The organism is Ottowia sp. SB7-C50 (genome assembly GCF_033110285.1).
GTDB lineage: Bacteria > Pseudomonadota > Gammaproteobacteria > Burkholderiales > Burkholderiaceae_C > Ottowia.
On sequence record NZ_CP136995.1, the window covers coordinates 235,677 to 258,225 of the forward strand.

The following is a 22,549-nucleotide window of genomic DNA, read 5'->3' on the forward strand; positions in this document are numbered from 1 at the left end:
GCGCGGGTCAGCGCGGCGCCTTGCCGCGCGTCAGCTGCTGCAGGTGCTGCTTCATCTTGCGCGATTCGGCGATGGAATGGTCGATGCGCTTTTCGGCTTCGCCGATGATGCGGCGCATCATCGCGACGTCGGGGTCCTTCCAGTCGCCGCCCGCCTGGCTGGCCATGTAGGCCACGGCGCGCGAAAACTCCACCAGCGTCAGCTTCGGGTCGCCGCCTTGCGCCGGCATGGCGCGCACGCCCACCCAGGCGTGGCCGGTCAGCACCGCCTGGCCTTCCTTGATCAGCGGCGCCCAGGCCTGGGCGTCCTTGAACTTGGGCGCATGCGCCACCCCCGTTTCGTGGCAGGCCACGCAGACCTGGCGGTACACCTGCTCGCCGCTGCGCAGGTTGGGCGGAATGCTGAGCTGGGCCAGCGCCGGGCCGGCGGCCAGCATCATCAGGGCGGCGTAGAGCGGACGAAGGGTCATGGGGGTCACCTTTGGCAATGAGTCACCGGTGTTTGTAACACGCGCCGGCCCCAGCCCGGCCCGCGCGCGCCTGCGCCCGAGGCGAATCACCGACAATGCGCGGTTGCCGGCGTGATCCGTCGCCGAACCACTGCCTGCCTCGATGTCCGCGCCTGCCCCGCTCTCTCCCCCGGCCGCCCACCGAATGACGCCCGACGAGCGCCGCGCCAGCCTGTCGCTGGCGGGCATCTTCGCGCTGCGCATGCTGGGCTTGTTCCTGGTGCTGCCGGTGTTCGCGCTGGAGGCCGCGCGCCTGCCCGGCGGCCACGACCCGGCGCTGGTCGGGCTGGCGATGGGCATCTACGGGCTGACGCAGGCGGTGATGCAGGTGCCGCTGGGGTTGGCTTCTGACCGCGTGGGGCGCAAGAAGATCATCGTGATCGGCCTCGTCGTGTTTGCGCTGGGTAGCATGGTGGCGGCGCTGGCGGGCAGCGTGCAGATGCTGGTTGTCGGCCGCGCAATCCAGGGCGCGGGCGCGGTGTCTGCCGCCGTCACGGCGCTGCTGGCCGACCTGACGCGCGACGAGGTGCGAACCAAGGGCATGGCGCTGGTGGGCATCAGCATCGCGGCGATGTTCGCGCTGTCGCTGGTGGCGGCGCCGCCGCTGGCGGGGGCGATTGGCCTGACCGGCCTGTTCTGGATCACCGCCGCGCTGGCGCTGGCCGGTATCGCCGTGGTGCTGTGGTGGACGCCGGCTGAGCCTGCTAGCCAAGCCGACGCGCCGCGCGGCCGGCTGGCCGACGTGTGGCTGCACCCCAACCTGTGGCGGCTGGACCTGGGCGTGTTCGTGCTGCACACGGTGCAGATGGCGATGTGGGTGGTGGTGCCGGGGCTGCTGGTGCAGGCGGGGCTACAAAAATCGCAGCACTGGCACGTGTATCTGCCAGCGGTGCTGGCCTCTTTCTTCATGCTGGGCGGCCTGTTCGCGGCCGAGCGGCGCGGGCAGTTGCGCGCGGTGCTGCGCATCGGCATCGCGCTGTTGTTCGTGGTGCAGCTGGCCCTGCTGCTGCTGGCGCCGCGCGCGCCGGGGCTGTGGACGCTGGGCGCGCTGATGTTCTTCTTTTTCATCGCCTTCAATTTGCTGGAAGCCACGCAGCCCAGCCTGATCTCGCGCCTGGCGCCCGCCCACGCGCGCGGCGCCGCGCTGGGCGTCTACAACACGCTGCAGTCGCTGGGCCTGTTTGCCGGCGGCGCGCTGGGCGGCTGGCTGGTCAAGGCCGGGGGTCCGCAGGCGGTGCTGGTGGCGACATCGGCGCTGGCGCTGCTGTGGCTGCTGGCGGGCTGGGCGCAGGTGGTGCCGGCGGCTCGGCCATCTGCTGCTCGGGCGTCTTCGCCTTAGCGTCAGGTGCGAGGCGCGCCACCAGCTGATCGGCAATGGTGGCGTACAGCGGCCGGCTGACCATGCGCGACACCAGGCTGGCCAGCAGCGCGCACGACATCAGCCCCAGCACCATGGCGTAGCCGTCGACCATCTCCATCACGATGATCATGGCGGTGATGGGCGTCTGCGTCATCGCCGCCAGAAAGCCGGCCATGCCCAGCGCGATCAGCACCGTGGCGTGCTCGGGTGACAGCAGCGTCGCCACGTCGTGCCCCAGGCTGGCGCCGATCGACAGGCTGGGCGTGAACAGCCCGCCGGGCACGCCCGACCAGGCCGACAGCCAGGTGGCGACGAATTTCAGCAGCGTCCACAGCAGCGGAAAGTCCGGCGTCGCGCCGCCCAGCAGGGTGCGCGTGTGCACGTTGCCGCCGCCCACGGCGCTGGCCTGCGTCAGGATGCCGATCACCGCCACCGCCAGCCCGCAGGCGGCGGCAAAGCGGATCGGGTGCTGGCGCCGAAAGGCGCTGAAGCGGTCGCCGCCGCCAAACAGCGACACGATCAGCAGCCGCGCGAACAGCCCGCCCAGCAGCCCGCAGGCCACGGCCAGCGCCACGCCGGGCAGCAGCACACCCCAGCCCACATGCTCGATGCGGATGCGCCCGAAGTACGACAGGTTGCCAAACGCCGCCACCGCCACCAGGCCGGCCATCACGATGGCGGCCAGCATCAGGCCGGACGAGCGCGTCTCCAGCCGGCGCGACAGCTCCTCGATGGCGAACACGATGCCGCCCAGCGGCGTGTTGAACGCCGCCGCGATGCCCGCCGCGCTGCCCGCCACCAGCAATTCGCGCGCACTGATGCCTGAGCGCGGCGACAGAAAGCGCCGCGCCGCATACATCACACCCGCGGCAATCTGCACCGACGGGCCTTGCCGGCCAATCGACAGCCCCGCCAGCAGCCCGCCCGTCACGGCCAGCACCTTGGCCAGCGAAATCTTCAGCGACACCAGCGCCGAGCGCGACGGCGCGTCCAGCCGCGGGTCGAGCGCCGCCAGCGCCTGCGGCGGCCCCGAGCCGCCCGCGCCCGGCGCGAAGCGCATCGTCGCCCACACCACCCCCGCCGTCAGTGCCGGCGTCCACAGCAGCGGCCAGAAGCGCCAGCCGCCGTACATGGCGCGGAAGATCGATTCCGCCGCATCGGCCAGCAGCGTGAACAGCACCACCGACAGCCCCGCCAGCAGCGCGAACAGCCCGACCACCACGCGGTCGATCCACACGCGCGGGTCGATCACCTCGCTGCGCACCTGGCCCAGAAAATCCGGGTCGCCCTTCATGCAGGGCATTCTGGCACGGGGGCATGCGGCACAATGTCAGACTCGTTCAACCGCTGTTTCCCCTTCACTTTTACAGGAACACGCCATGGCCTCCGTCAACAAAGTCATCCTCGTCGGCAACCTGGGGCGCGACCCCGAAATGCGTTCTTTTCCCAGCGGCGACCAGATCGCCAACGTGACGCTGGCCACCACCGACAAGTGGAAGGACAAGCAGACGGGCGAGCCGCGCGAGCACACCGAATGGCACCGCCTGGTGTTCAATGGCCGGCTGGCCGAAATCGCCGGTCAGTATTTGCGCAAGGGCAGCCAGATCTACATTGAAGGCAGCATCCGCACGCGCAAGTACCAGGACAAGGACGGTGTCGAAAAATACGCCACCGACATCCGCGTCGACCAGATGCAGATGCTGGGCAGCCGCCAGGGCATGGGCGGCCCGTCCAGCGACGACGGTGGCTATGGCGACGGCGGCTACGACGCGCCGCGCCGCGCCGCGCCGGCCCCGCGCGCCGCCCCGGCACCGCGTGCCCCGGCCCCCGCCGCGCGTCAGTCGTCGTCGGGCTTCGACGACATGGACGAAGACATCCCGTTCTGAGCGCGCGGGTCGGCGTCATCCGGCGCCGGCGGGCGCCGCGATTTAAAGCGAAATCGCATCCTGGCGCCGATCCTGCCTGCGCAGGCAGCTATCAATAATATAGTCAGCATGGGCGACCGGCCGTGCGCTGGCGTCAGATCATCGCCGCCGGGTCGTCCGCCGTTTCGAGGAACACGCGCGCCTTGCGCGGCGACACGCTGACGGTGTCGCCTTCCTTAACGCCCAACCGGCGGAATTCGTCCGACGGCAGGTGCGCCTCCAGGATTTGCGTGGGGTGCTCGCGCGGCGTCAGCTCCAGCCGCGCCATCGGGCCGACCAGCAGCGCGCGGTCCAGCCGTGCGGCCAGGCCCGGCGCGCCGGCCACGTAAGGCGCCACCGCCAGGTCGCTCGGGCGCACGAAGGCCATGGCCTCGGCGTCCAGCGCGTCGGCATGCTCGGGCGCGGCGATCTGCCAGTCGCCCACTTGCAGTTGACCGCCGCTGGCGCGCCCTTTGAACAGGTTCACGTCGCCCAGAAAGCCGTAGACGAAGGGGCTGGCGGGCTGCTCCCACACCTCTTGCGGTGTGCCGACCTGTTCGATGTGGCCCTTGTTCATCACCACCACGCGGTCGGCCACCTCCAGCGCCTCTTCCTGGTCGTGCGTGACGAAGATGCTGGTGACGTGCAGCTCGTCGTGCAGGCGGCGCAGCCACCTTCTCAGCTCTTTCCTCACCTTGGCGTCGAGCGCGCCAAAGGGCTCGTCCAGCAGCAGCACCTTGGGTTGTACCGCCAGCGCGCGCGCCAGGGCGATGCGCTGGCGCTGGCCGCCCGACAGTTGCGACGGGTAGCGGTCGGCCAGCCAGTCGAGCTGCACCAGGCTCAGCAGTTCGTGCACCTTGGCCTTGATCTGCGCGTCGCTCGGGCGCTCGCGGCGCGGCTTGACGCGCAGGCCAAAGGCCACGTTCTCGGCCACCGTCATGTGGCGGAACAGCGCGTAGTGCTGGAACACGAAGCCCACCTGCCGCTCGCGCACGTGCACGTCGGTGGTGTCGGCGCCGCTGAACAGGATGCTGCCGCTGTCGGCCGACTCCAACCCGGCGATGATGCGCAGCAGCGTGGTCTTGCCGCAGCCCGAAGGGCCCAGCAGCGCGACCAGCTCGCCCGAGGCGATGTCGAGGCTGACATCGTTCAGCGCGCGGAAGCTGCCGAAGTGCTTGGTGACGTGGCGGATTTCGATGCTCATGTTTTCAATACCTTGAAATACCGGACGCGAAGGGCGCGAAGGTTTCGCGAAGGACGCGAAAAAAACAGCCAAAGATTTGTTTTTTCGAATGCGGGTTGACGGCAAGGGGAAAGCAAGAAATTTGGTTTTCTTTCGCGTCCTTCGCGTACCTTTTGCGTCCTTCGCGTCCGGCGGTTCTCACTCAGGCGGCAGGCCGCTCCGGTGCCAACTCGGCCGTGGCTTTCATCTCGCGCTCGTGCTGCCATTCCACCGCCGTCTTGATGACCAGCGTGACAATCGCCAGCAGCGCCAGCAGCGAGGCCACCGCAAACGCGGCCTGGCCCTGATACTCGTTGTAGAGAATCTCCACGTGCAGCGGCATGGTGTTGGTCTGGCCGCGGATGTGGCCGCTGACGACCGACACGGCGCCGAACTCGCCCATGGCCCGCGCGTTGCACAGGATCACGCCGTAGATCAGCCCCCACTTGATGTTGGGCAGCGTCACGCGCCAGAACGTCTGCCAGCCGGTGGCGCCCAGCACCTGCGCGGCCTGCTCCTCGTCGCTGCCCTGCGCCTGCATCAGCGGGATCAGCTCGCGCGCGATGAACGGAAAGGTGACGAACACCGTGGCCAGCACGATGCCCGGCACGGCAAACACGATCTTGATGTCGTGCTCGGCCAGCCACGGCCCCAGCCAGCCCTGCGCGCCGAACACCAGCACGTAGATCAGGCCGGCGACCACGGGCGAGACGGAAAACGGCAGGTCGATCAGCGTGGTCAGAAAGGCCTTGCCCTTGAACTCGAACTTGGCGATGCACCACGCCGCCGCCACGCCAAAGACGAGGTTCAGCGGCACCGCAATCGCCGCCGTTATCAGCGTCAGGCGGATGGCGGCCAGCGCGTCGGGCTCCTTCAGCGCGTCCCAATACGCCGACCAGCCGGCCTTGAGCGCCTCGACGAACACGGCGGCCAGCGGCAGCACCAGGAACAGCGCCATGAAACCCAGCGCCAGCGCGGTGAGCAGCCAGCGCACGGCGGGCGACTCGGTGGTGCGCACGCGTTTGGCAATCGCGGATGAGTGACTCATGCTCTCACCATGCCGTCATTCCCGCGCAGGCGGGAATCCATGTCATCACCGGGCGCGCCCGTGGATTCCCGCCTGCGCGGGAATGACGGGGGTTCAGGCCGGTTCGTAGGGAAATCAATTGCAGGTCGTGCATTTCACGCCCCCGTGCGACGGCGCTGCCAGGCCTGCAACGCGTTGATGATCAGCAGCAGGATGAAGGACATCAGCAGCATCACCGACGCCACCGCCGTGGCGCCCGCAAAGTCGTACTGCTCCAGCTTGCCGATGATGATGAGCGGCGTGATCTCCGACACCATGGGCATGTTGCCGGCGATGAAGATGACCGAGCCGTATTCACCCACCGCGCGCGCAAACGCCATCGCAAAGCCCGTCAGCAGGGCCGGCGCGATGGCCGGAAAGATCACGCGCCAGAAGGTCTGCCAGCGCGTCGCGCCCAGGCAGGCTGCGGCTTCTTCCAGCTCGCGCTCGGTGTCTTCCAGCACCGGCTGCACGGTGCGCACCACGAAGGGCAGGCCGATGAAGATCAGCGCGATCACGATGCCGTTGGGATTGAAGGCGAGCTGAATGCCCAGCGGCGCCAGGTACTGCCCGAGCCAGCCGTTGTCGGCCAGGATGGCGGTGAGCGAGATGCCTGCCACGGCGGTGGGCAGGGCAAAGGGCAAGTCGACCAATGCATCGGCGATCTTCTTGCCCGGAAACGAATAACGCACCAGCACCCAGGCCACCAGCAGCCCGGCCACCACATTGACGCAGGCGGCGATCAGCGAGGCGCCAAACGTGAGCTTGAACGAGGCCACCACGCGCGGTGCGCTGACGGCCGTCCAGAAATCGGCCCAGGTCATCGAGAAGGTCTTGAAGACCAGTGCCGAGAGTGGGATGAGCACGATCAGGCTCAGGTACAGCAGCGTGTAGCCGAGCGTGAGGTTGAAGCCGGGCAGCACCCGGCGCGCGGCGCGGCGGCGGGGTGCGGCGGACGACAGGGGCACGGCGAGCGTGGCGGTGGACATGATGGTTTTGATGGCTGATGGCGCTTGATGGGCGGGCGCTGGGGCTGTTTTCTCCCTCGCCCCTCTGGGGAGAGGGCTGGGGTGAGGGGCTGGCGGCGTGTGCATCGTCCACGGCGCGCGGCCCCCATCCCAACCTTCCCCCAGCGGGGGAAGGGGCAACAGCCGCCCTCACCCCAACCCTCTCCCGCGCGCGGGAGAGGGAGCCATCCGCGCTTTACTTGCCGGGGGTGTAGAGCTTGTCGAACTGCCCACCGTCGTTGAAATGCACCTTCTGCGCCTCGGCCAGCGAGCCGAAGTACTGGTCGACCGTGAACAGCTTGATCGGCTTGAACACGTTGGCATGCGCCTTCAGGATCGCCTCGTTGCGCGGGCGGATGTTGTGCTTGGCGGCGATCTCTTGCCCTTCAGGCGAATACAGGAAATCCAGGTACGCCTTGGCCTCGGCCGCCGTGCCCTTCTTGGCCACCGTGCGCTCGACGATGGCGACCGGGTTCTCGGTCACGATGCTGGCGCTGGGGTGGATGGCATCGACCTTGCCTTTGCCGAATTCGTTTTCGACCGACACCACTTCGGATTCAAACGTCACCAGCACGTCGCCCAGGTTGCGCTGCAGGAACATGCCCGTCGCATCGCGCCCGCCGCGCGCCAGCGCCGGCACGTTCTTGTACAGCTTGCCGACGAACTCGGCCGCCTGCGCGTCGGTGCCGCCCTTGGCGCGCACCTGGCCCCAGGCCGCGAGGTAGGCCATGCGGCCGTTGCCGCCGGTCTTGGGGTTGACCACGACGACTTTCACATCGGGGCGGACCAGGTCGTCCCAGTCCTTGATGTTCTTGGGGTTGCCGTTGCGCACCAGGAACAGCATGGTCGATGTGGTGGGCGACGCGCCGTTCGGAAACTTGGCGCGCCAGTCCTTGGCGACCACGCCCTTGTCGGCCAGGAAGTCGATGTCGGTGGTGGTGTTCATGGTCACCACGTCGGCGGCCAGACCGTCGGCCACGGCGCGCGCCTGCGCGCTGGAGCCGGCGTGGGACTGGTCGACCTTGATGTCTTTGCCCGTCTTCTTCTTGTAATCGGCGATGAAGGCGGTGTTGAAGTCCTTGTAGAACTCGCGGGCGACGTCGTAGCTGACGTTGAGCAGGCTGGTCTGGGCGCTGGCGGCACCAGCGGCGGCCAGGGCGAGGGCGGAGAGGGCGAGGCGGAGGGAGGTTTTCATGGCACTGCGCAAATGACGAGGTCGGCGAAATGCCGACCATGGGCATGAGTTTGGAGGCGGGGCTTCAGAACTCAAACTACTTTTTTCTTGTTTCTTTATGCCTGGGTGGGATAAGGGGGGTTGCTGCCTCGCCCCTTTGAAGAGAGTTTGGGGTGAGGGGCTGAGACGCTGGATGCGCGGCTGGCCGGGAGTTCGCCCCGGCGGGCGACCTACTTTCTTTTGCTCCGCCAAAAGAAAGTAGGCAAAGAAAAGGCGGCCCCACTGGCCGTGTCCCTTCGCTGCGCTGCGGGCAGCCTGCGATGCTCGGGTGTGGGGCGGCGCTGCGGAACTCGCTTTGCGCCTGCGGCGCTGCGCTCAGACATCCGCAGCGAGTCAGAGCACGAAGCGCGCATGCTTCGCTGCGCGCCCGCCCCACGCCCTGCGCTTCTCGGCACGGCCAGAGGGGAGTTGAAGTCCACTCGGGCCATCGCTGCGCTCGGCCTTGGACTTGACTCCCTCTCCCTCTGGGAGAGGGTTGGGGTGAGGGTGGTCCAGCTCAAAAATGATAGCTGCTTGCGCTTGTCCAGCAAGCGCTGGCAGCACTTTTGGCTTGAACCGGCTGCCAACCCATTCACCGCCACCCAATCGCCGCGCTGGGGTAGTCCGGCCAATACGGCCACTGACGCAAATCCGCAGGCGTGCTGTGCGCGGCGTGTGCGTGCGCCTGCGCGCGTGGGGCGCGCGGTGGCTGCGTGCGGATCGTGGGCAGGGGCGCGCACAGGCTCAGGCCCCACGCGTCGGCGGTTATGGCCAGCACGCGCAGGGCGGCGGGCGGCAACGGGTGGGTGATGGGCGGGCGCATGGCGAACTCCTTGTCAGGTTGAGGGCAACGGCTTACTTGTGGGTGTAGATCTGGTCGAAATGACCGCCATCGGCAAAGTGCGCCTTGCTGGCCTGCGCCCAGCCGCCAAAGGCCTGGTCGATGGTGAAGAGCTGAAGCTTGGGGAACTGCCTGGCGTACTTGGCCGCGGCCTTCTCGCTGATCGGGCGGTAGAAGTGCTTGCCGGCCAGGTCCTGCCCTTCGTCGGTGTAGAGGTAATCCAGGTACGCCTGCGCGACAACGCGGGTCCCGTGCTTGTCGGCGTTCTTGTCGACCAGCGTCACGGCCGGCTCGGCCAGGATGGAGAGGCTCGGGTACACGATGTCGAACTTCTGCCCGAATTCCTTGCCCAGCAGATGCGCCTCGTTCTCCCAGGCGATCAGCACGTCGCCCTGGTTGCGCTGGCCGAAGGTGATGGTGGAGCCGCGCGCGCCGGTGTCGAGCACGGGCACGTTCTGGTACAGCTGGGCGACGAAGGCTTTCGCCTTGGCGTCGTCACCGCCGTGCTTGCGCCTGGCGTATTCCCACGCGGCCAGGTAGTTCCAGCGCGCGCCGCCGCTGGTCTTGGGGTTGGGGGTGATGACCTTGACGCCGGGCTTGGCCAAATCGTCCCAGTCCTTGATGCCCTTGGGGTTGCCGTGGCGCACCACCAGCACGATGGTGGACGTGTAGGGCGAGCTGTTGTGCGGCAGGCGCTTTTGCCAGTCTTTGGCAATCAGCGCGCCGTGCGTGACCAGCGCATCCGTGTCGCCGGCCAGCGCCAGCGTGGCGACGTCGGCTTCCAGCCCGTCGATGATGGAGCGCGCCTGCTTGCCCGAGCCGCCGTGCGATTGCTTGACGGCCACGTCCTGCCCGGTTTTGGCCTTCCAGCGCCTGGCAAACGCCTTGTTGAATTCGACGTAGAACTCGCGCGTGGGGTCGTAGCTGACGTTGAGCAGGGTCACGGCGGCGGGCTGCTGCGCGTGGGCGAAGGGCGCGCCGGCCAGCAGGGCGGCGGTGGCCAGGGTGTGCAGCGCAAGGCGGCGGCGGTTCATGGGGCGGACTCCAGCTTGAGAGAAAACCAAAACAAGGCCGCGATGATGAAAGGCGTGCCGTTCAAAGGGAACTACTGTTTTCTTGTTTGCTTATTACGATCCCCCCTGTGGCGCCTGCGACGCCTTCCCCCGGAGGGGACAACGCTGGCGCTCGGGGAACCCCGAGCACGGCGTTCCGGGGTGGCCTGCTGCGCGGCCTTCGGTCATCCAGCAGGTCAATGTGCAACGATGTCCATAAAAACCCTGCTTGCGCACGCCCCTACAGCGCTATCAGCTACTAAAAAAATAGCGATCGGCGTGGCATCATCGCGCCATGCCCCACGCCCCCGACGCCCTCAAGCACCTCGCCCCCAACGTGTTCGCCATGGTCATGGGGCTGGCCGGACTGTCGCTGGCGTGGGGGCGGGCCGAGCCGTTGCTGGGCGACATGGCGGGGGCGGGTGCGCTGGTGCTGGCGGCGGTGGCGGCGCTGGTGTTCGTGGCGCTGGCCGTGCTGTCGTGGCTGCGCTGGCAGCGCTATCCCGAGGCGCTGGCGGCCGACTTGAAGCACCCGGTGCGCCACGCCTTCATCGCCACGCTGCCGGTGTCGATCATCCTGCTGGCCACGGCGGGCGTGTCGCTGCTGGGCACCAGCGACTGGCTGGCGGCGCTGTGGTGGGTGGGGTCGCTGGCGCAGTTCGGCGTCACGCTTTGGGTGCTGTCGCGCTGGCTCAGCCCCGACAAGGCGCAGGCGCTCAGCTGGCCAGCGCTGACGCCGGTGATGATCGTGCCGGTGGTCGGCAACGTGCTGGCGCCGCTGGCGGGCGTCAGCCTGGGCGCGGGGGCCTGGGCGGCGGCGCAGTTCGGCATCGGGCTGCTGCTGTGGCCGGTGGTGCTGACGCTGCTGATGGTGCGCATCGCCGTGCACGGGCTGTGGCCAGACCGGCTGCTGCCGGCCACCTTCATCACCGTCGCGCCGCCGGCGGTGGTCGGCAGCGCCACGCTGCAGCTGGGCGGCCCGGCCGTGCTGGCGTGGATGTGCTGGGGCATCGCGCTGTTCTTCGTGCTGTGGAGCTTCCAGATCGCGCGCCGCATGCTGGCGCAGCCGTTCTCCTTCGGCTTCTGGTCGATGGGCTTTCCGCTGGCGGCGTTTGCCGCGCTCACATTGCGACTGGCCGCGCTGCACCCGCTGGCGCAGGCGCCGGCCATGATCGCGCTGGCGCTGGCCTCGCTGGTGGTGGCGCTGCTGGCCATCGCCACCTGGAAGGGCTGGCGCGAAGGCAGCCTGCTGCAACCCGAACCGGTGGCGATGATCGCCGCCGCCGGCAGCGGCCCGCCGCCGCCGCGGTGATGTCGGGTTTCATATATTTTCTGCCGCTGGCGCTTGCAGGACAAGCGCAGACAGCTACGAATTGTGTAGCAAAACGGCTGGCGCCCCGCGCAGGGGCAGGGTCGTGACGCCCGCCCGCCCGGCCCCATCGCGCCCCACCTCGCGCTTGCCGGGCGACCTGTTCATCTGGTACGTCATCCTGCTGGAAGGCGCCACGTTTGCGGTGCTGTTCGTCGCCTTTGCCTTCACGCGGCTGCGGCATCCGGCGCTGTTCACCGCCTCGCAGCAGCAGCTGGACCTGAGCGCCGGCGCCCTCAACACCGCGCTGCTGCTGACGGCCAGCTGGTGCGTGGCGCGCGCGGTGCTGGCGGTGCGCCGCGGCACGCGCGGCGCGGGCATGGCCTGGCTGGCGGCGGGCATGGCCGGCGGCGCGGGCTTCGTGGCGCTGAAGCTCAAGGAATACGCCGACAAGGCGCTTGAGGGCATCGGTCTGTCGACCAACCTGTTCTTCGACTTCTATTTCATCCTGACCGGCTTTCACTTGTTGCACGTGCTGGCCGGCCTGCTGGCGCTGGGGCTGGTCGGCATCGGCCTGCTGCGCCAGCCGCGCGGCGTGCTGCAGGGCCACGCGCTAGGGCCTGTTCACGCTATTTTTAGCCATGCGAACATGCTTGAAAAAGCGCCAATCTAGGCGCGCGACGACGCCCAGACCGGGCGTCTGCGCTAGGAGCGCAACGACGAGTGGCGGTTTTTCAAGCATGTTCCCTCCGGGTTGCGATCAAAAAGGCCATCGCCAGCGTTGCCATCCTTGCCAAGGTACCTACCTGGGCGGCGGCTGGCGCCTTGGCGAGTGGCCTTTTTGACTCGCAACGCATGGCTAAAAATAGCGTGAACAGGCCCTAGAAACCGCGGCCGTGTTCTGGCACCTGGTCGACCTGCTGTGGCTGGTGCTGTTTCCGCTGGTCTACGTGATGGGGCGCGCATGAAGCCTGAACGCGTGCTCGACCTCGTCTGGCTGGCGCTGCTGGCCGCCACCGCCGTCACCTGGGCGCTGGGCGCCAGCGGCTGGGTGGGCCGCGCCGGGCTGGCCGGCGTGGCGCTGGTGTTTGCGCTGGCCTGGGCCAAGGGCCTGGCCGTGCTGCTGGAATTCATGGAGCTGCGCCACGCGCCGCCCGCCTGGCGCTGGGGGCTGGCCGGCGCGTTAACGGCCATCGTCGCGCTCATCGTGCTGGCGTACGCGCTGGCGTAGCGGCAATCGGCGTCAGCCACTGGCCGGGCAGCGCGGCGGCCAGCATCTCGTGCAGCACCGCGGCGGCGGGCGGCAGCGGGCGGTCCAGCGGCGTGACGAGGCCCAGCACGCGCTCGACCACCGGCTCCACCAGCCGCACCGCGGCCAGCAGCGGATGGCGCGCCGGCACGCCCAGGCGCGGCAGCGCGGCCAGGCCCAGTCCGGCCTCGACCAGCGCCAGCGCGCCGGCCACGTGCTCGGCTTCGTGAAAGGCCACCGGCCGCGCCGGCAGATCGGCCAGCGCCTGGTCGATCAGCACGCGGTTGCCGCTGCGGCGCGACACCGACACCAGGCGCTGGCCCGCCAGCTCGCCCCAGCGCACGCTGCGCCGGCGCGCCCAGGCGTGCGTGCGCGGCATCACCAGCACGTAGGGCTCGCGCCCCAGCGGCTCGAAGCGCACGTCGGGCTCCTGCGCGCCGACGAAGTCGATGCCGAAATCGGCCTGGCCGTCGGTCACCGCCGCCAGCACGGCGCTGGCGCTGCCGTCGGTCAGCTGCACCCGCACGCCCGGAAAGCGCGCGGCGAAAGCGCGCAGCACCGTCGGCAGCACCTGCGCCGCCACCGACGGCACGCAGGCCAGCCCGACGCGCCCATGCCGCAGCGCGGTGCTGCCGGCCAGGCGCAGCACCGCGTCCTGCAGGCCGCCCAGCGCGGCGCGCGCCGGCTCCAGGAATTCGCGCCCGGTGGCGGTGAGCGCCACGTGCCGCGTGGTGCGCGCCAGCAGCGGCGTGCCCAGCGCCGCCTCCAGCTTGCCGATGCGGCGGCTGAGCGCGGGCTGCGACAGGTGCAGCGATTCGGCGGCGGCCCGGAAGCTCTGTTGATCGGCCACCGCGACCAGGGCCTGCAACTCGGTCAGATCGAAATTCATGCGCGACATGCATCAATTGTGAATCAGGATGCAATTCACACAAGCCGCGGTTCGCCCTAGCATCCGACGGTTTTTCCACATCGCTTCGACGACTTCACCATGCTCCACCCCGCTCTGCGCGCCCCGCTGGCTGCCCTGACGCTGACCCTGACCGCCGTGGCGGCCCACGCCGCCGACTGGCCCGCCAAGCCGATCAAGTTCGTCGTGCCCTTCGGTCCCGGCGGCGCCAACGACCTGGTGGCGCGTGCGGTGGCCGAAGCCGCGGCCAAGCAGCTGGGCCAGCCCATCATCATCGACAACAAGCCGGGCGCGGGCTCGGTACTGGGCTCCGACATCGTGGCCAAGAGCGCGCCCGATGGCTACACCTTCCTCGCGCCAGCCGGCGGCATCATCACCAACCCGCTCATCAAGGCCAAGATGCCCTACGCGCCCGACGCGCTGGTGCCCGTGGCGCTGATGGCGGTGAGCCCTTCGCTCATCGTGGTGCCGGCCGATTCGCCGTACAAGGACCTGAAGTCGCTGGTCGCCGGCTCCAAACAGGGCCAGGGCCTGAACTTCTCCACCGCCGGTACCGGCAGCACGCCGCACTTCGTGGCCGAGATGCTGAAAGTGAGCGCCGGCGCCAAGCTGCAGATCGTGCCGTACAAGAGCGGCAGCGAAGGCGTGGTGGCGGTGATCGGCAAGCAGGTCGACGCCACGTCCGAAGCCAGCGTGGTGACGCTGCCGCAGATCAAGGGCGGCAAGCTGCGCGCCGTGGCCTCCACCTGGAACCGCCGCATTGCCGCGCTGCCCGACGTGCCCACCGCGCAGGAGCAGGGCTTTGGCAACGTGTTCATCGGCCACTGGTCGGGCGTGTTCGCGCCCAAGGGCACGCCGGAAGACATCCTGAACAAGATGAACGCCGCCATCAACACGGCGCTGAAATCGCCCGAACTTCGCGCAAGGCTGATCCCGCAAGGCATCGACCCGCTGGGCGGCACGCGGGCAGACTTCGTGAAGTTTCTGGACGATGAGAAGAAGCGCCTGACGCCGATTGTGAAAGCCGCCCAGATGAAAGAGGACTGACGCGTTCTAACACTGCTGCGGTGCATCATTCCGTCATTCCCGCGAAGGCGGGAATCCAGTGACCGCTGGCCCGCACGGCTGGATCCCCGCCTGCGCGGGGATGACGAGCAGGACGGTTTATCAATGAAAATTGCGTGCTGCACGAGAGCAGCGCGCCAACCGAGGAGACACTATGACCCGCCACATGAATATCTGGACCCGCCGCGCCTTCGTCGCCGGCAGCCTGGCCCTGCTGGGCGCCTGCAGCACGCCCACCGGCATGGGATCTGCGAAGAGCGCTGCACCTTCTGCAGCAAACGCGAACGAAGTGCGCGTCATCAGCTCGGGCGGCTTCACGGCGGCGTACAAGACGCTGGCGCCGCTGTACGAGGCGGCCAGCGGCGTGAAGATCGTCAGCAGCTACGGCGCCTCCATCGGCAATGCGCCCGACTCCATTCCGAGCCGGCTGGCGCGGGGCGAAAAATTCGACATCGTGATTCTGGCGGATAACGGCCTTGAAGCCCTGGTGCGCCAAGGCAAGGTGGCGGGCGGCAGCCGGGTTGATCTGGGCCGCTCGCTGATCGGCGCGTCGGTCAAGAAGGGCACGCCCAAGCCCGACATCAGCACCGTGCCGGCGCTGAAGAACGCGCTGCTCAATGCCAAGTCCATCGCCTATTCGGCCAGCGCCAGCGGCACCTACCTGTCGGAAGAGCTGTTCCCGAAACTGGGCGTGGCCGAACGCACCAAGGTGACGGCGAAAAAGATCATGAGCGAGCGCGTGGGCGCCGTGGTCGCGCGGGGCGATGCCGAGCTGGGCTTCCAGCAGGCCAGCGAACTGCTGCCCTTCACCGAGCTGGACTACCTGGGCCCGATCCCCGACGAAGTGCAGCAGAAGGTGTTTTTCTCCGCTGGGCTGATGGCCGATGCGCCCAACCCCGAAGGCGCGCGCCGGTTCATCCGCTACCTGGCGTCGCCGGCGGCGGCGGGCGTGATCAAGGACACCGGGCTGGACCCGGTGGCCAAGCCCTGATCTGAGGATTTCAGCGGTTCTGCGCTTGCCTGGCAAGCGCTTGAAGCTACTAAAAACATAGCTGACATCGGGTATCACCGAAGCGCCGCGCGGCGGAATCACGGTATAAACGCCCGACGTCCCGCCGCCGGGGCGCGAGGAGGCACGCGATGGAATGGTTCGGTTGGATGTCGAGCGTAGAGGGCTGGGTCGCCCTCGTCACCCTGGTCGGCCTGGAGATCGTGCTGGGGGTGGACAACATCATCTTCATCTCCATCCTGGTCGGCCGCCTGCCGCCCGAGCAGCGCAACCTGGGCCGGCGCCTGGGCCTGGGCTTTGCGATGCTCACGCGCATCATGCTGCTGCTGTCGATCACCTGGGTGATGCAGCTGACCACGCCGCTGCTGACCGTGATGGGCCGCCCGATCACCGGGCGCGACCTGATCCTGATCGGCGGCGGGCTGTTCCTGCTGTGGAAGAGCGTGCATGAAATCCACGAGTCCATGACGCCGGGCGAGGACGAAGACGGCGACGGCATGGCGGGCAAGGCGCGTGCGTCGTTTGCCGCGATCATCGTGCAGATCGCCATCATCGACATCGTGTTCTCGCTCGACAGCGTGATCACCGCCGTCGGCATGGTGGGCGACATCGCCATCATGATCATCGCGGTGGTGGCCTCGGTGGCGGTGATGATGTTCGCGGCCAAGCCCATTGGCGAATTCGTCGACGACAACCCCACCATCAAGATCCTGGCGCTGTCGTTCCTCACGGTGGTCGGCATCCTGCTGATCGCCGAAGGCTTTGGCCAGCACGTGCCCAAGGGCTACGTGTACTTTGGCATGGCGTTCTCGCTGGCGGTGGAGCTGCTCAACATCCGCATGCGCCGCAACCAGCAGAAGCTGCGCCTGCACAAGCACATCCCGGGCGGCGCCGACTGAGCGCGGCGGCGGCGGTGGCGGGGCCGCGTTAAGCGGCCCTTCATCCGGGGCGCGATGGCCTGCGCGACAATGCCGGCCTCACCCCCGCCTGCGCGTCTTATGCCCCGCTCCAACCACCGCGAAACCCACAACCTGCACAACGCCGGCTGGCTGCGTGCCGCCGTCTTGGGCGCCAACGACGGCCTGATTTCGACCGCCGGCCTGGTGGTCGGCATGGCGGCTGCGGGCACCGAGCTGAAGACGCTGCTGCTCACGGCGGCGGCGGGCCTGACGGCCGGTGCGTTCTCGATGGCGGCGGGCGAATACGTGTCGGTCAGTTCGCAGGCCGACGTCGAAAAGGCCGACCGCGCGACCGAAGAGCGCGAACTGGCCGAGCGGCCCGAATTCGAGCTGCAGGAGCTGACCGCGATCTACCAGCAGCGCGGCCTCTCGCCCGAACTGGCGGCCCAGGTGGCGCGCGAGCTGACCGCCAAGGACGCACTGGCCGCGCACCTGCGCGACGAACTCGGCATCACCGGCCACAACGAGGCGCGCCCGCTGCAGGCGGCGCTGGCCTCGGCGGCGGCCTTCGTCGTCGGCGCGCTGCTGCCGATCCTGATCGTGCTGCTGTACCGCGGCCCCGGCCTGACCACCGCGCTGATCGGCGCCACGCTGGCCATGCTGGCCGTGCTGGGGGCGGTGGCCGCGCGCCTGGGCGGCGCGCCCATGCTGCCGGGCGCCGTGCGCGTGCTGTTCTGGGGCGCGCTGGCCATGGGCGCCTCGGCGCTGATCGGCAAGCTGTTCGGCGCCGGGCCGATCGGCTGAAGGCCGTCGGTTGCTCTGCTATCGATAGCTGCCTGCGCTGATTAGGCCAGCGCTGACGCCGGATTTTTCTCTGATTCCAGCGTCCCAGCGGCCGCGATCACCCCGCCGCCCAGGCACACCTCGCCGTCGTACAGCACGGCGCTCTGGCCGGGTGTGACGGCCCATTGCGGTTCGGCAAAGCGCAGGCGGAAGGCGCCGGTTTGCTCACCATTCGATAGCGTGCAAGCCGCATCCTGCTGGCGGTAGCGCGTCTTGGCGGCATAGGCGCCGGCCGCAGGCGCTTCGCCTGCCGTCCACGCCGCGTCGTCGAACACCAACCCATGCGACAGCAGCCACGGATGGTTGTGGCCCTGCACGGCGTACAGCGTGTTGGTCGCCATGTCCTTGCGCGCGACGAACCACGGCGAATGGTCGCCGCCGCCGCGCTGCGCGCCTTTTTCCTTCACGCCGCCGATTCCCAAGCCCTGGCGCTGGCCTAGCGTGTAGAAGCTCAGGCCCACGTGCTCGCCAATCCTGCGGCCGCGCTCGTCCTTGATCGGGCCGGGTTGGGTCTGCAGGTAGCGGTTGAGGAATTCGCGGAACGGCCGCTCACCGATGAAGCAGATGCCGGTCGAGTCCTTCTTCCGGGCGTTCGGCAGGCCGATGTCGGCGGCGATGCGGCGCACCTCGGTCTTGTGCAGTTCGCCGACCGGAAACAGCGTCTTGGCCAACTGCGCCTGCGTCAGGCGGTGCAGAAGTAGCTCTGGTCCTTGGACGGGTCCAGGCCCTTGAGCAGCTGGTGCCGGTTGCTCTCATCGTGATAGCGAACCCGTGCGTAATGCCCGGTGGCGATCTTCTCGGCGCCCAGGCGCATCGCGTGGTCCAGAAAGGCCTTGAACTTGATCTCGGCGTTGCACAGCACGTCGGGGTTGGGTGTGCGGCCGGCCGAGTATTCGCGCAGGAATTCGGCGAACACGCGGTCCTTGTATTCGGCGGCAAAGTTGACGTGCTCGATCTCGATGCCGATCACATCGGCCACCGCCGCCGCGTCGACGAAGTCCTGGTTGGACGAGCAGTACTCACTGTCGTCATCGTCTTCCCAGTTCTTCATGAAGATGCCCACCACCTCGTGGCCCTGCGCTTTCAGCAGGTGTGCGGTGACGGCGGAATCGACGCCGCCGGACAGGCCGACGACGATGCGGTGCTTGGCGCTCATGGCCAAATTATCCGGCCCGCGCGAAAAACAGCGCGCTCATCACCAGCCCGGTGACGATCACGATGCCGCGCACCCAGGGCGTGGGCAGGCGCTTGGCCAGGCGCGCGCCGGCAAAGCCGCCCAGCGTGGCGAACAGCGCCATCAGCAGCGCGTGCTTCCACACGATGGCGCCGCCGATGGCGAAGGCGATGACCGAGACCACCGACAGCACGAAGGAGTTGAGGTTCTTCAGCGCGTTGACGGTGTTCAGCCGCTGCTCGCCGCACAGCAGGTACAGCGCCATCAGCAGGATGCCCAGGCCGCCATTGAAGTAGCCGCCGTACACGGCCACCGCCAGCAGGCCGACGTTGCGCCAGCGCGCCAGGCCTTCGCCGTGCCCGCCGCCCGCCCAGCGCGACAGGCGCGGCCCCAGCGCGAACAGCGCGGTGGCAAACAGCAGCAGCCACGGCACGATGCCCGAGAACACCTTGGCCGGCGTCACCAGCAGCAGCAAGGCACCGGCCACGCCGCCGGCGGCGCTGAGCGCCATTTCGCGCCACAGCAGCGCGCGCGGCAGCGCGGCCAGCTCGGCCCGAAAGCCGAGCGCGCTGCCCGCATAACCGGGGCACACGGCCAGCGCGCTGGTGGCGTTGGCGGCGATGGGCGGCACGCCCGCCCACACCAGCGCCGGAAACGTCAGGAAGGTGCCGCCGCCGGCGATGGCGTTCAGCACGCCCGCGCCGAACGCGGCGATGGCCAGCAGGGCCAGGGTGGCAATGGGTTCCATGGACGATCAGAATACTATGATTTATATAGCTGCATGCGCTGATGGGACAAGCGCTGCAGCCAAATTGGATGCAAAAAATGGCGGCCGTGCGTGCGCCGCGCCTGCAGCGCGCGTCACGCGAACGCGCTGCCGTCCTGCGCGGTCGGGTCGACGTACACGGCGTCCAGCGCGAAGCGGCGGCCGGCCAGGTGGTCCTGCACGCAGCGCCACACCAGCGGGCTGCGGTGGCGCGCCTGGCTGGCCTCGATCTCGGCCGGCGTCATCCACACCGTGCGCACAATGCCGGCGTCCAGCGGCCGCGCGGGGTCGGCGTCGCCTGCGTCGCCGGCATAGGCAAAGCGCAGCCAGGTGGTGGGCACGCCCTGCGCGTCGTGCGAGGCGGCGATGTACACGCCCAGCAGGTGCGTGGGCGTGAAGGCGCGGCCGGTTTCTTCCAGCGCCTCGCGCACCGCGCCCGCCTGGGGCGACTCGCCCGGCTCCAGGTGGCCGGCGGGCGTGTTCAGGCGCAGGCCGGCGCTGGTCTGCTCTTCCACCAGCAGGTAGCGGCCTTCATGCGCGATGACGGCGGCCACGGTGACGCTGGGTTTCCATCGGGTCGGGTTCATGGCCGGCGATTATGGGCGGCGCGCGCGGCGGACGGGCCGCCCGGGCGACCGGCGCGGGGGCTGAAATGGAGCACAATGGCCCGCAGGGCGGGTTTGATAAGCTCAGTTCCATCGCAACCCCTAAACCGCGCCGGGCCGAGCGCTGGCCGGTCCAGAAGAGGAGACGTTTCATGCTGATTGGCGTTCCCGCCGAAACGGTGGCAGGCGAAACCCGTGTGGCTGTCACGCCTGAAACGGCCAAGAAACTCGTCGGCCAGGGCCACACCGTGCGCGTGCAGGCCGGTGCTGGCGTGCGCGCCAGCGCCACCGACGACGCCTACCGCGCCGCCGGCGCCGAAATCACCGACGCCGCCGGCGCCTTCGGCAGCGAGATGGTGCTGAAGGTGCGCAACCCCACGGCGGACGAAATCGCCGCCATGAAGCCCGGCACGGTGCTGGTGGGCATGCTGGAGCCGTTCAACGCCGACGGCCTGCAGCGCCTGGCGGCGGCCAACCTGACGGGCTTTGCGCTGGAAGCCGCGCCGCGCACCACGCGCGCGCAGAGCATGGACGTGCTGTCCTCGCAGGCCAACATCGCCGGCTACAAGGCCGTGATCATGGCGGCCGACCGCTACCAGAAGTTCTTTCCCATGCTGATGACCGCCGCCGGCACCGTGAAGGCGGCGCGCGTGGTCATCCTGGGCGTGGGCGTGGCCGGCCTGCAGGCGATTGCCACCGCCAAGCGCCTGGGTGCCGTCATCGAGGCCAGCGACGTGCGCCCGAGCGTCAAGGAACAGATCGAATCGCTGGGCGGCAAGTTCATCGACGTGCCGTACGAGACGGCCGAAGAGAAGGAAGCCGCCGAAGGCGTGGGCGGCTACGCGCGCCCCATGCCGCAAAGCTGGCTGGACCGCCAGAAGGCCGAGGTCGCCAAGCGCGTGGCGCAGGCCGACGTGGTGATTTCCACCGCGCTCATCCCCGGCCGCGCGGCGCCGGTGCTGATCACCGAAGACATGGTGAAAAGCATGAAGCCCGGCTCGGTCATCATCGACATGGCGGCCGGCAAGGGCGCGCCCAACCCCGACGGCACGGTGGGCGGCAACTGCCCGCTCACCGAGGCCGACCGCACGGTGCAGAAGCACGGCGTCACCATCGTCGGCGAAACCAACCTGGCGTCGATGGTCGGCGCCGACGCGTCAGCGCTGTACGCGCGCAACGTGCTCGACTTCCTCAAGCTGGTGCTGCCGCCCGCCGCCAAGGGCGAGCCGCCGGCCACGTTCCGCATCGATCTGGAAGACGACATCGTCGCCGCCACGCTGATGGCGCACCAGGGCGCGGTCACGCGCAAGTAAAGCCTTTACCGGTAGTTGAAATGAATTTTCCTGAACGTCCTTCGCTTCGCGTCCGTGCGCGTGGCTTCATGGCGCTGGCCGCGGTGTCGGCGGCCGCGCTGTTGTCCGGCTGCGCCGCGCCCGGCATGTGGGCGTCCGGCGCGCCGGTGGGCGTGGCGTCGGCCAGCGCCGCCCCGCTGATCGCCGTGCCGCCCACCAGCGTCGGCACCTGGTACGATCTGGGCCACGTGCTGGCGCCGTGGATGGCCGGCGATGCGCCGGTGCCCGTCAGCGGCCCCGAAGCACCCACCCGCCTGGCCGGCCTGCGGCGCGAAGACGGCCGCTGGCTGGCCATCGTCATCGCCCAGGTGGCGCCGTCTGGCGGCGCGCCATGCCCGCTGCCCAACAGCCTGCACGTGGTCGACACCGGCAGCAGCGCCGACGGCTGCCTGCGGCTGCGGCGCGACGCCGACTTCGACCGCTGGCTGGAGCGCCAGCATTCCGTGCTGTACCAGTGGCTGGAAGGCCGTGAGTGGAGCAGCCGGCCGCGCGCCTGGGTGTCGTACCGCCTGCCGGCGGCCGGCGGCGGCCGCGCCATCGAAACGCACGCGTTGCTGAACCCGGTGCTGCTGGAGCCGACCACGCGCAACAACGACGACTTTCTGGCCGGTGGCCAGCCCGGCCTGCAGTGGGCGCGCGCCTTTGCCGCCGCCACGCGCGCCAGCAGCGGCGGTGTGCTGAACGTGCCGCCGTTCCCGTTTGCCCCGCAGGTGGGCCTGGCCGCGCCGCCCGTGGTGGTGGCGCCCCCGCCGCCGGTGCGCGCCACGCAGGAGCCGTCGCGCACCCCCGTGCAGGCGCCGCGCCGCGACCGCGAATAACCCGCCACCCGCCCGACAAGACCAACGGAGGAGCCGCCCATGGACATCGTGTCACCCACCATCATCAACCTGATCATCTTCGTGCTGGCCATTTACGTCGGCTACCACGTCGTCTGGACGGTGACCCCCGCGCTGCACACCCCGCTGATGGCGGTGACCAACGCCATCTCGGCCATCGTCATCGTCGGCGCCATGCTGGCGGCAGCGCTGACCGAAGGCGCCCTGGGCAAGGTGATGGGCGTGGCGGCCGTGGCGCTGGCGGCGGTCAACATCTTCGGCGGCTTCCTGGTGACGCGCCGCATGCTTGAGATGTTCAAGAAAAAAGAGCGTCCAGCGCAGGCTGACAAAGCGTCGGCGGCTACCAAATAAGGAGCGACAGG

The 22,549-nt window shown here is 68.9% G+C and carries 22 protein-coding genes and 2 pseudogenes; 12 read left to right on the plus strand and 12 right to left on the minus strand.

Annotated features, from left to right (window positions below; translation table 11 throughout):
- Positions 1 to 7 precede the first annotated feature (7 nt).
- Positions 8 to 469 (minus strand): c-type cytochrome, encoded by a 462-nt coding sequence (locus tag R0D99_RS01095; protein WP_317749588.1) that lies wholly within the window; start codon positions 467 to 469, stop codon positions 8 to 10.
- 184 nt (positions 470 to 653) lie between these two features.
- Here R0D99_RS01095 and R0D99_RS01100 point away from each other — a divergent pair, with 184 nt between their 5' ends.
- A complete protein-coding gene (locus R0D99_RS01100; RefSeq protein ID WP_317751169.1) occupies positions 654 to 1,847 on the plus strand; it encodes an MFS transporter in 1,194 nt (397 codons plus the stop codon).
- 124 nt (positions 1,848 to 1,971) lie between these two features.
- Here the strand turns inward: R0D99_RS01100 and R0D99_RS01105 are convergent.
- A pseudogene (locus R0D99_RS01105) lies at positions 1,972 to 3,171 on the minus strand (chloride channel protein); the annotation flags it as partial.
- 76 nt (positions 3,172 to 3,247) lie between these two features.
- Between R0D99_RS01105 and ssb the strand changes: the two are divergent.
- The gene (gene ssb / locus R0D99_RS01110) at positions 3,248 to 3,754 is read left to right on the plus strand and encodes a single-stranded DNA-binding protein (protein WP_317749589.1); all 507 of its coding nucleotides are present in this window, start codon (positions 3,248 to 3,250) and stop codon (positions 3,752 to 3,754) included.
- Between the two features lie 133 nt (positions 3,755 to 3,887).
- Here ssb and R0D99_RS01115 read toward each other — a convergent pair whose 3' ends face one another.
- From R0D99_RS01115 to R0D99_RS01140, 6 genes are all read right to left on the minus strand, one after another.
- The gene (locus R0D99_RS01115) at positions 3,888 to 4,976 is read right to left on the minus strand and encodes a sulfate ABC transporter ATP-binding protein (RefSeq protein WP_317749590.1); all 1,089 of its coding nucleotides are present in this window, start codon (positions 4,974 to 4,976) and stop codon (positions 3,888 to 3,890) included.
- 181 nt (positions 4,977 to 5,157) lie between these two features.
- Entirely contained in the window at positions 5,158 to 6,042 is an 885-nt protein-coding gene (cysW, locus tag R0D99_RS01120; RefSeq protein ID WP_317749591.1) for a sulfate ABC transporter permease subunit CysW, read from the minus strand.
- A gap of 134 nt (positions 6,043 to 6,176) precedes the next feature.
- The gene (gene cysT / locus R0D99_RS01125; protein WP_317749592.1) at positions 6,177 to 7,049 is read right to left on the minus strand and encodes a sulfate ABC transporter permease subunit CysT; all 873 of its coding nucleotides are present in this window, start codon (positions 7,047 to 7,049) and stop codon (positions 6,177 to 6,179) included.
- 214 nt (positions 7,050 to 7,263) lie between these two features.
- Positions 7,264 to 8,262 carry a sulfate ABC transporter substrate-binding protein gene (locus R0D99_RS01130; RefSeq protein WP_317749593.1) on the minus strand — a complete coding sequence of 333 codons (999 nt, stop codon included), beginning with the start codon at positions 8,260 to 8,262 and terminating at the stop codon, positions 7,264 to 7,266.
- A gap of 610 nt (positions 8,263 to 8,872) precedes the next feature.
- Complete coding sequence (locus R0D99_RS01135) at positions 8,873 to 9,103, minus strand: hypothetical protein (protein ID WP_317749594.1); 231 nt, start codon at positions 9,101 to 9,103, stop codon at positions 8,873 to 8,875.
- A gap of 32 nt (positions 9,104 to 9,135) precedes the next feature.
- The gene (locus R0D99_RS01140) at positions 9,136 to 10,155 is read right to left on the minus strand and encodes a sulfate ABC transporter substrate-binding protein (protein WP_317749595.1); all 1,020 of its coding nucleotides are present in this window, start codon (positions 10,153 to 10,155) and stop codon (positions 9,136 to 9,138) included.
- A gap of 313 nt (positions 10,156 to 10,468) precedes the next feature.
- Here R0D99_RS01140 and R0D99_RS01145 point away from each other — a divergent pair, with 313 nt between their 5' ends.
- The 3 genes from R0D99_RS01145 (at position 10,469) to R0D99_RS01155 (ending at position 12,713) form a co-directional block, all read left to right on the plus strand.
- A complete protein-coding gene (locus R0D99_RS01145) occupies positions 10,469 to 11,485 on the plus strand; it encodes a C4-dicarboxylate ABC transporter (RefSeq protein ID WP_317749596.1) in 1,017 nt (338 codons plus the stop codon).
- Positions 11,486 to 11,588: 103 nt separating this feature from the next.
- Positions 11,589 to 12,155 (plus strand): cytochrome c oxidase subunit 3, encoded by a 567-nt coding sequence (locus R0D99_RS01150; RefSeq protein WP_317749597.1) that lies wholly within the window; start codon positions 11,589 to 11,591, stop codon positions 12,153 to 12,155.
- A gap of 291 nt (positions 12,156 to 12,446) precedes the next feature.
- A complete protein-coding gene (locus R0D99_RS01155; RefSeq protein WP_317749598.1) occupies positions 12,447 to 12,713 on the plus strand; it encodes a cytochrome C oxidase subunit IV family protein in 267 nt (88 codons plus the stop codon).
- On the opposite strand, the gene R0D99_RS01160 is transcribed toward R0D99_RS01155, so the two are convergent.
- Positions 12,685 to 13,620 carry a LysR family transcriptional regulator gene (locus R0D99_RS01160; RefSeq protein WP_317749599.1) on the minus strand — a complete coding sequence of 312 codons (936 nt, stop codon included), beginning with the start codon at positions 13,618 to 13,620 and terminating at the stop codon, positions 12,685 to 12,687. The genes R0D99_RS01155 and R0D99_RS01160 overlap by 29 nt on opposite strands.
- A 99-nt stretch (positions 13,621 to 13,719) precedes the next feature.
- On the opposite strand from R0D99_RS01160, the gene R0D99_RS01165 reads away from it, so the two are divergent.
- The 4 genes from R0D99_RS01165 to R0D99_RS01180 all read left to right on the plus strand — a co-directional run bounded on the left by R0D99_RS01165 (position 13,720) and on the right by R0D99_RS01180 (position 17,415).
- Positions 13,720 to 14,685 carry a tripartite tricarboxylate transporter substrate binding protein gene (locus R0D99_RS01165; RefSeq protein ID WP_317749600.1) on the plus strand — a complete coding sequence of 322 codons (966 nt, stop codon included), beginning with the start codon at positions 13,720 to 13,722 and terminating at the stop codon, positions 14,683 to 14,685.
- Positions 14,686 to 14,869: 184 nt separating this feature from the next.
- Positions 14,870 to 15,694 carry a substrate-binding domain-containing protein gene (locus R0D99_RS01170; RefSeq protein ID WP_416365954.1) on the plus strand — a complete coding sequence of 275 codons (825 nt, stop codon included), beginning with the start codon at positions 14,870 to 14,872 and terminating at the stop codon, positions 15,692 to 15,694.
- 149 nt (positions 15,695 to 15,843) lie between these two features.
- Positions 15,844 to 16,611 (plus strand): TerC family protein, encoded by a 768-nt coding sequence (locus R0D99_RS01175; protein ID WP_317749601.1) that lies wholly within the window; start codon positions 15,844 to 15,846, stop codon positions 16,609 to 16,611.
- Positions 16,612 to 16,710: 99 nt separating this feature from the next.
- Complete coding sequence (locus R0D99_RS01180) at positions 16,711 to 17,415, plus strand: VIT family protein (RefSeq protein WP_317749602.1); 705 nt, start codon at positions 16,711 to 16,713, stop codon at positions 17,413 to 17,415.
- 41 nt (positions 17,416 to 17,456) lie between these two features.
- Here the strand turns inward: R0D99_RS01180 and mnmA are convergent.
- The 3 genes and pseudogenes from mnmA to R0D99_RS01195 all read right to left on the minus strand — a co-directional run bounded on the left by mnmA (position 17,457) and on the right by R0D99_RS01195 (position 19,981).
- Positions 17,457 to 18,610, minus strand: a pseudogene (gene mnmA / locus R0D99_RS01185) (tRNA 2-thiouridine(34) synthase MnmA).
- 7 nt (positions 18,611 to 18,617) lie between these two features.
- Positions 18,618 to 19,376, minus strand: coding sequence for a sulfite exporter TauE/SafE family protein (locus R0D99_RS01190; RefSeq protein WP_317749603.1), 759 nt, complete (start codon positions 19,374 to 19,376; stop codon positions 18,618 to 18,620).
- 113 nt (positions 19,377 to 19,489) lie between these two features.
- The gene (locus tag R0D99_RS01195) at positions 19,490 to 19,981 is read right to left on the minus strand and encodes an NUDIX hydrolase (RefSeq protein WP_317749604.1); all 492 of its coding nucleotides are present in this window, start codon (positions 19,979 to 19,981) and stop codon (positions 19,490 to 19,492) included.
- A gap of 170 nt (positions 19,982 to 20,151) precedes the next feature.
- On the opposite strand from R0D99_RS01195, the gene R0D99_RS01200 reads away from it, so the two are divergent.
- The 3 genes from R0D99_RS01200 to R0D99_RS01210 are packed head-to-tail and all read left to right on the plus strand — an operon-like array spanning position 20,152 to position 22,538.
- Entirely contained in the window at positions 20,152 to 21,312 is a 1,161-nt protein-coding gene (locus R0D99_RS01200; protein WP_317749605.1) for a Re/Si-specific NAD(P)(+) transhydrogenase subunit alpha, read from the plus strand.
- A gap of 20 nt (positions 21,313 to 21,332) precedes the next feature.
- A complete protein-coding gene (locus R0D99_RS01205; protein WP_317749606.1) occupies positions 21,333 to 22,169 on the plus strand; it encodes a hypothetical protein in 837 nt (278 codons plus the stop codon).
- Between the two features lie 39 nt (positions 22,170 to 22,208).
- Entirely contained in the window at positions 22,209 to 22,538 is a 330-nt protein-coding gene (locus R0D99_RS01210; RefSeq protein ID WP_317749607.1) for an NAD(P) transhydrogenase subunit alpha, read from the plus strand.
- The last annotated feature ends 11 nt before the right edge of the window (positions 22,539 to 22,549 follow it).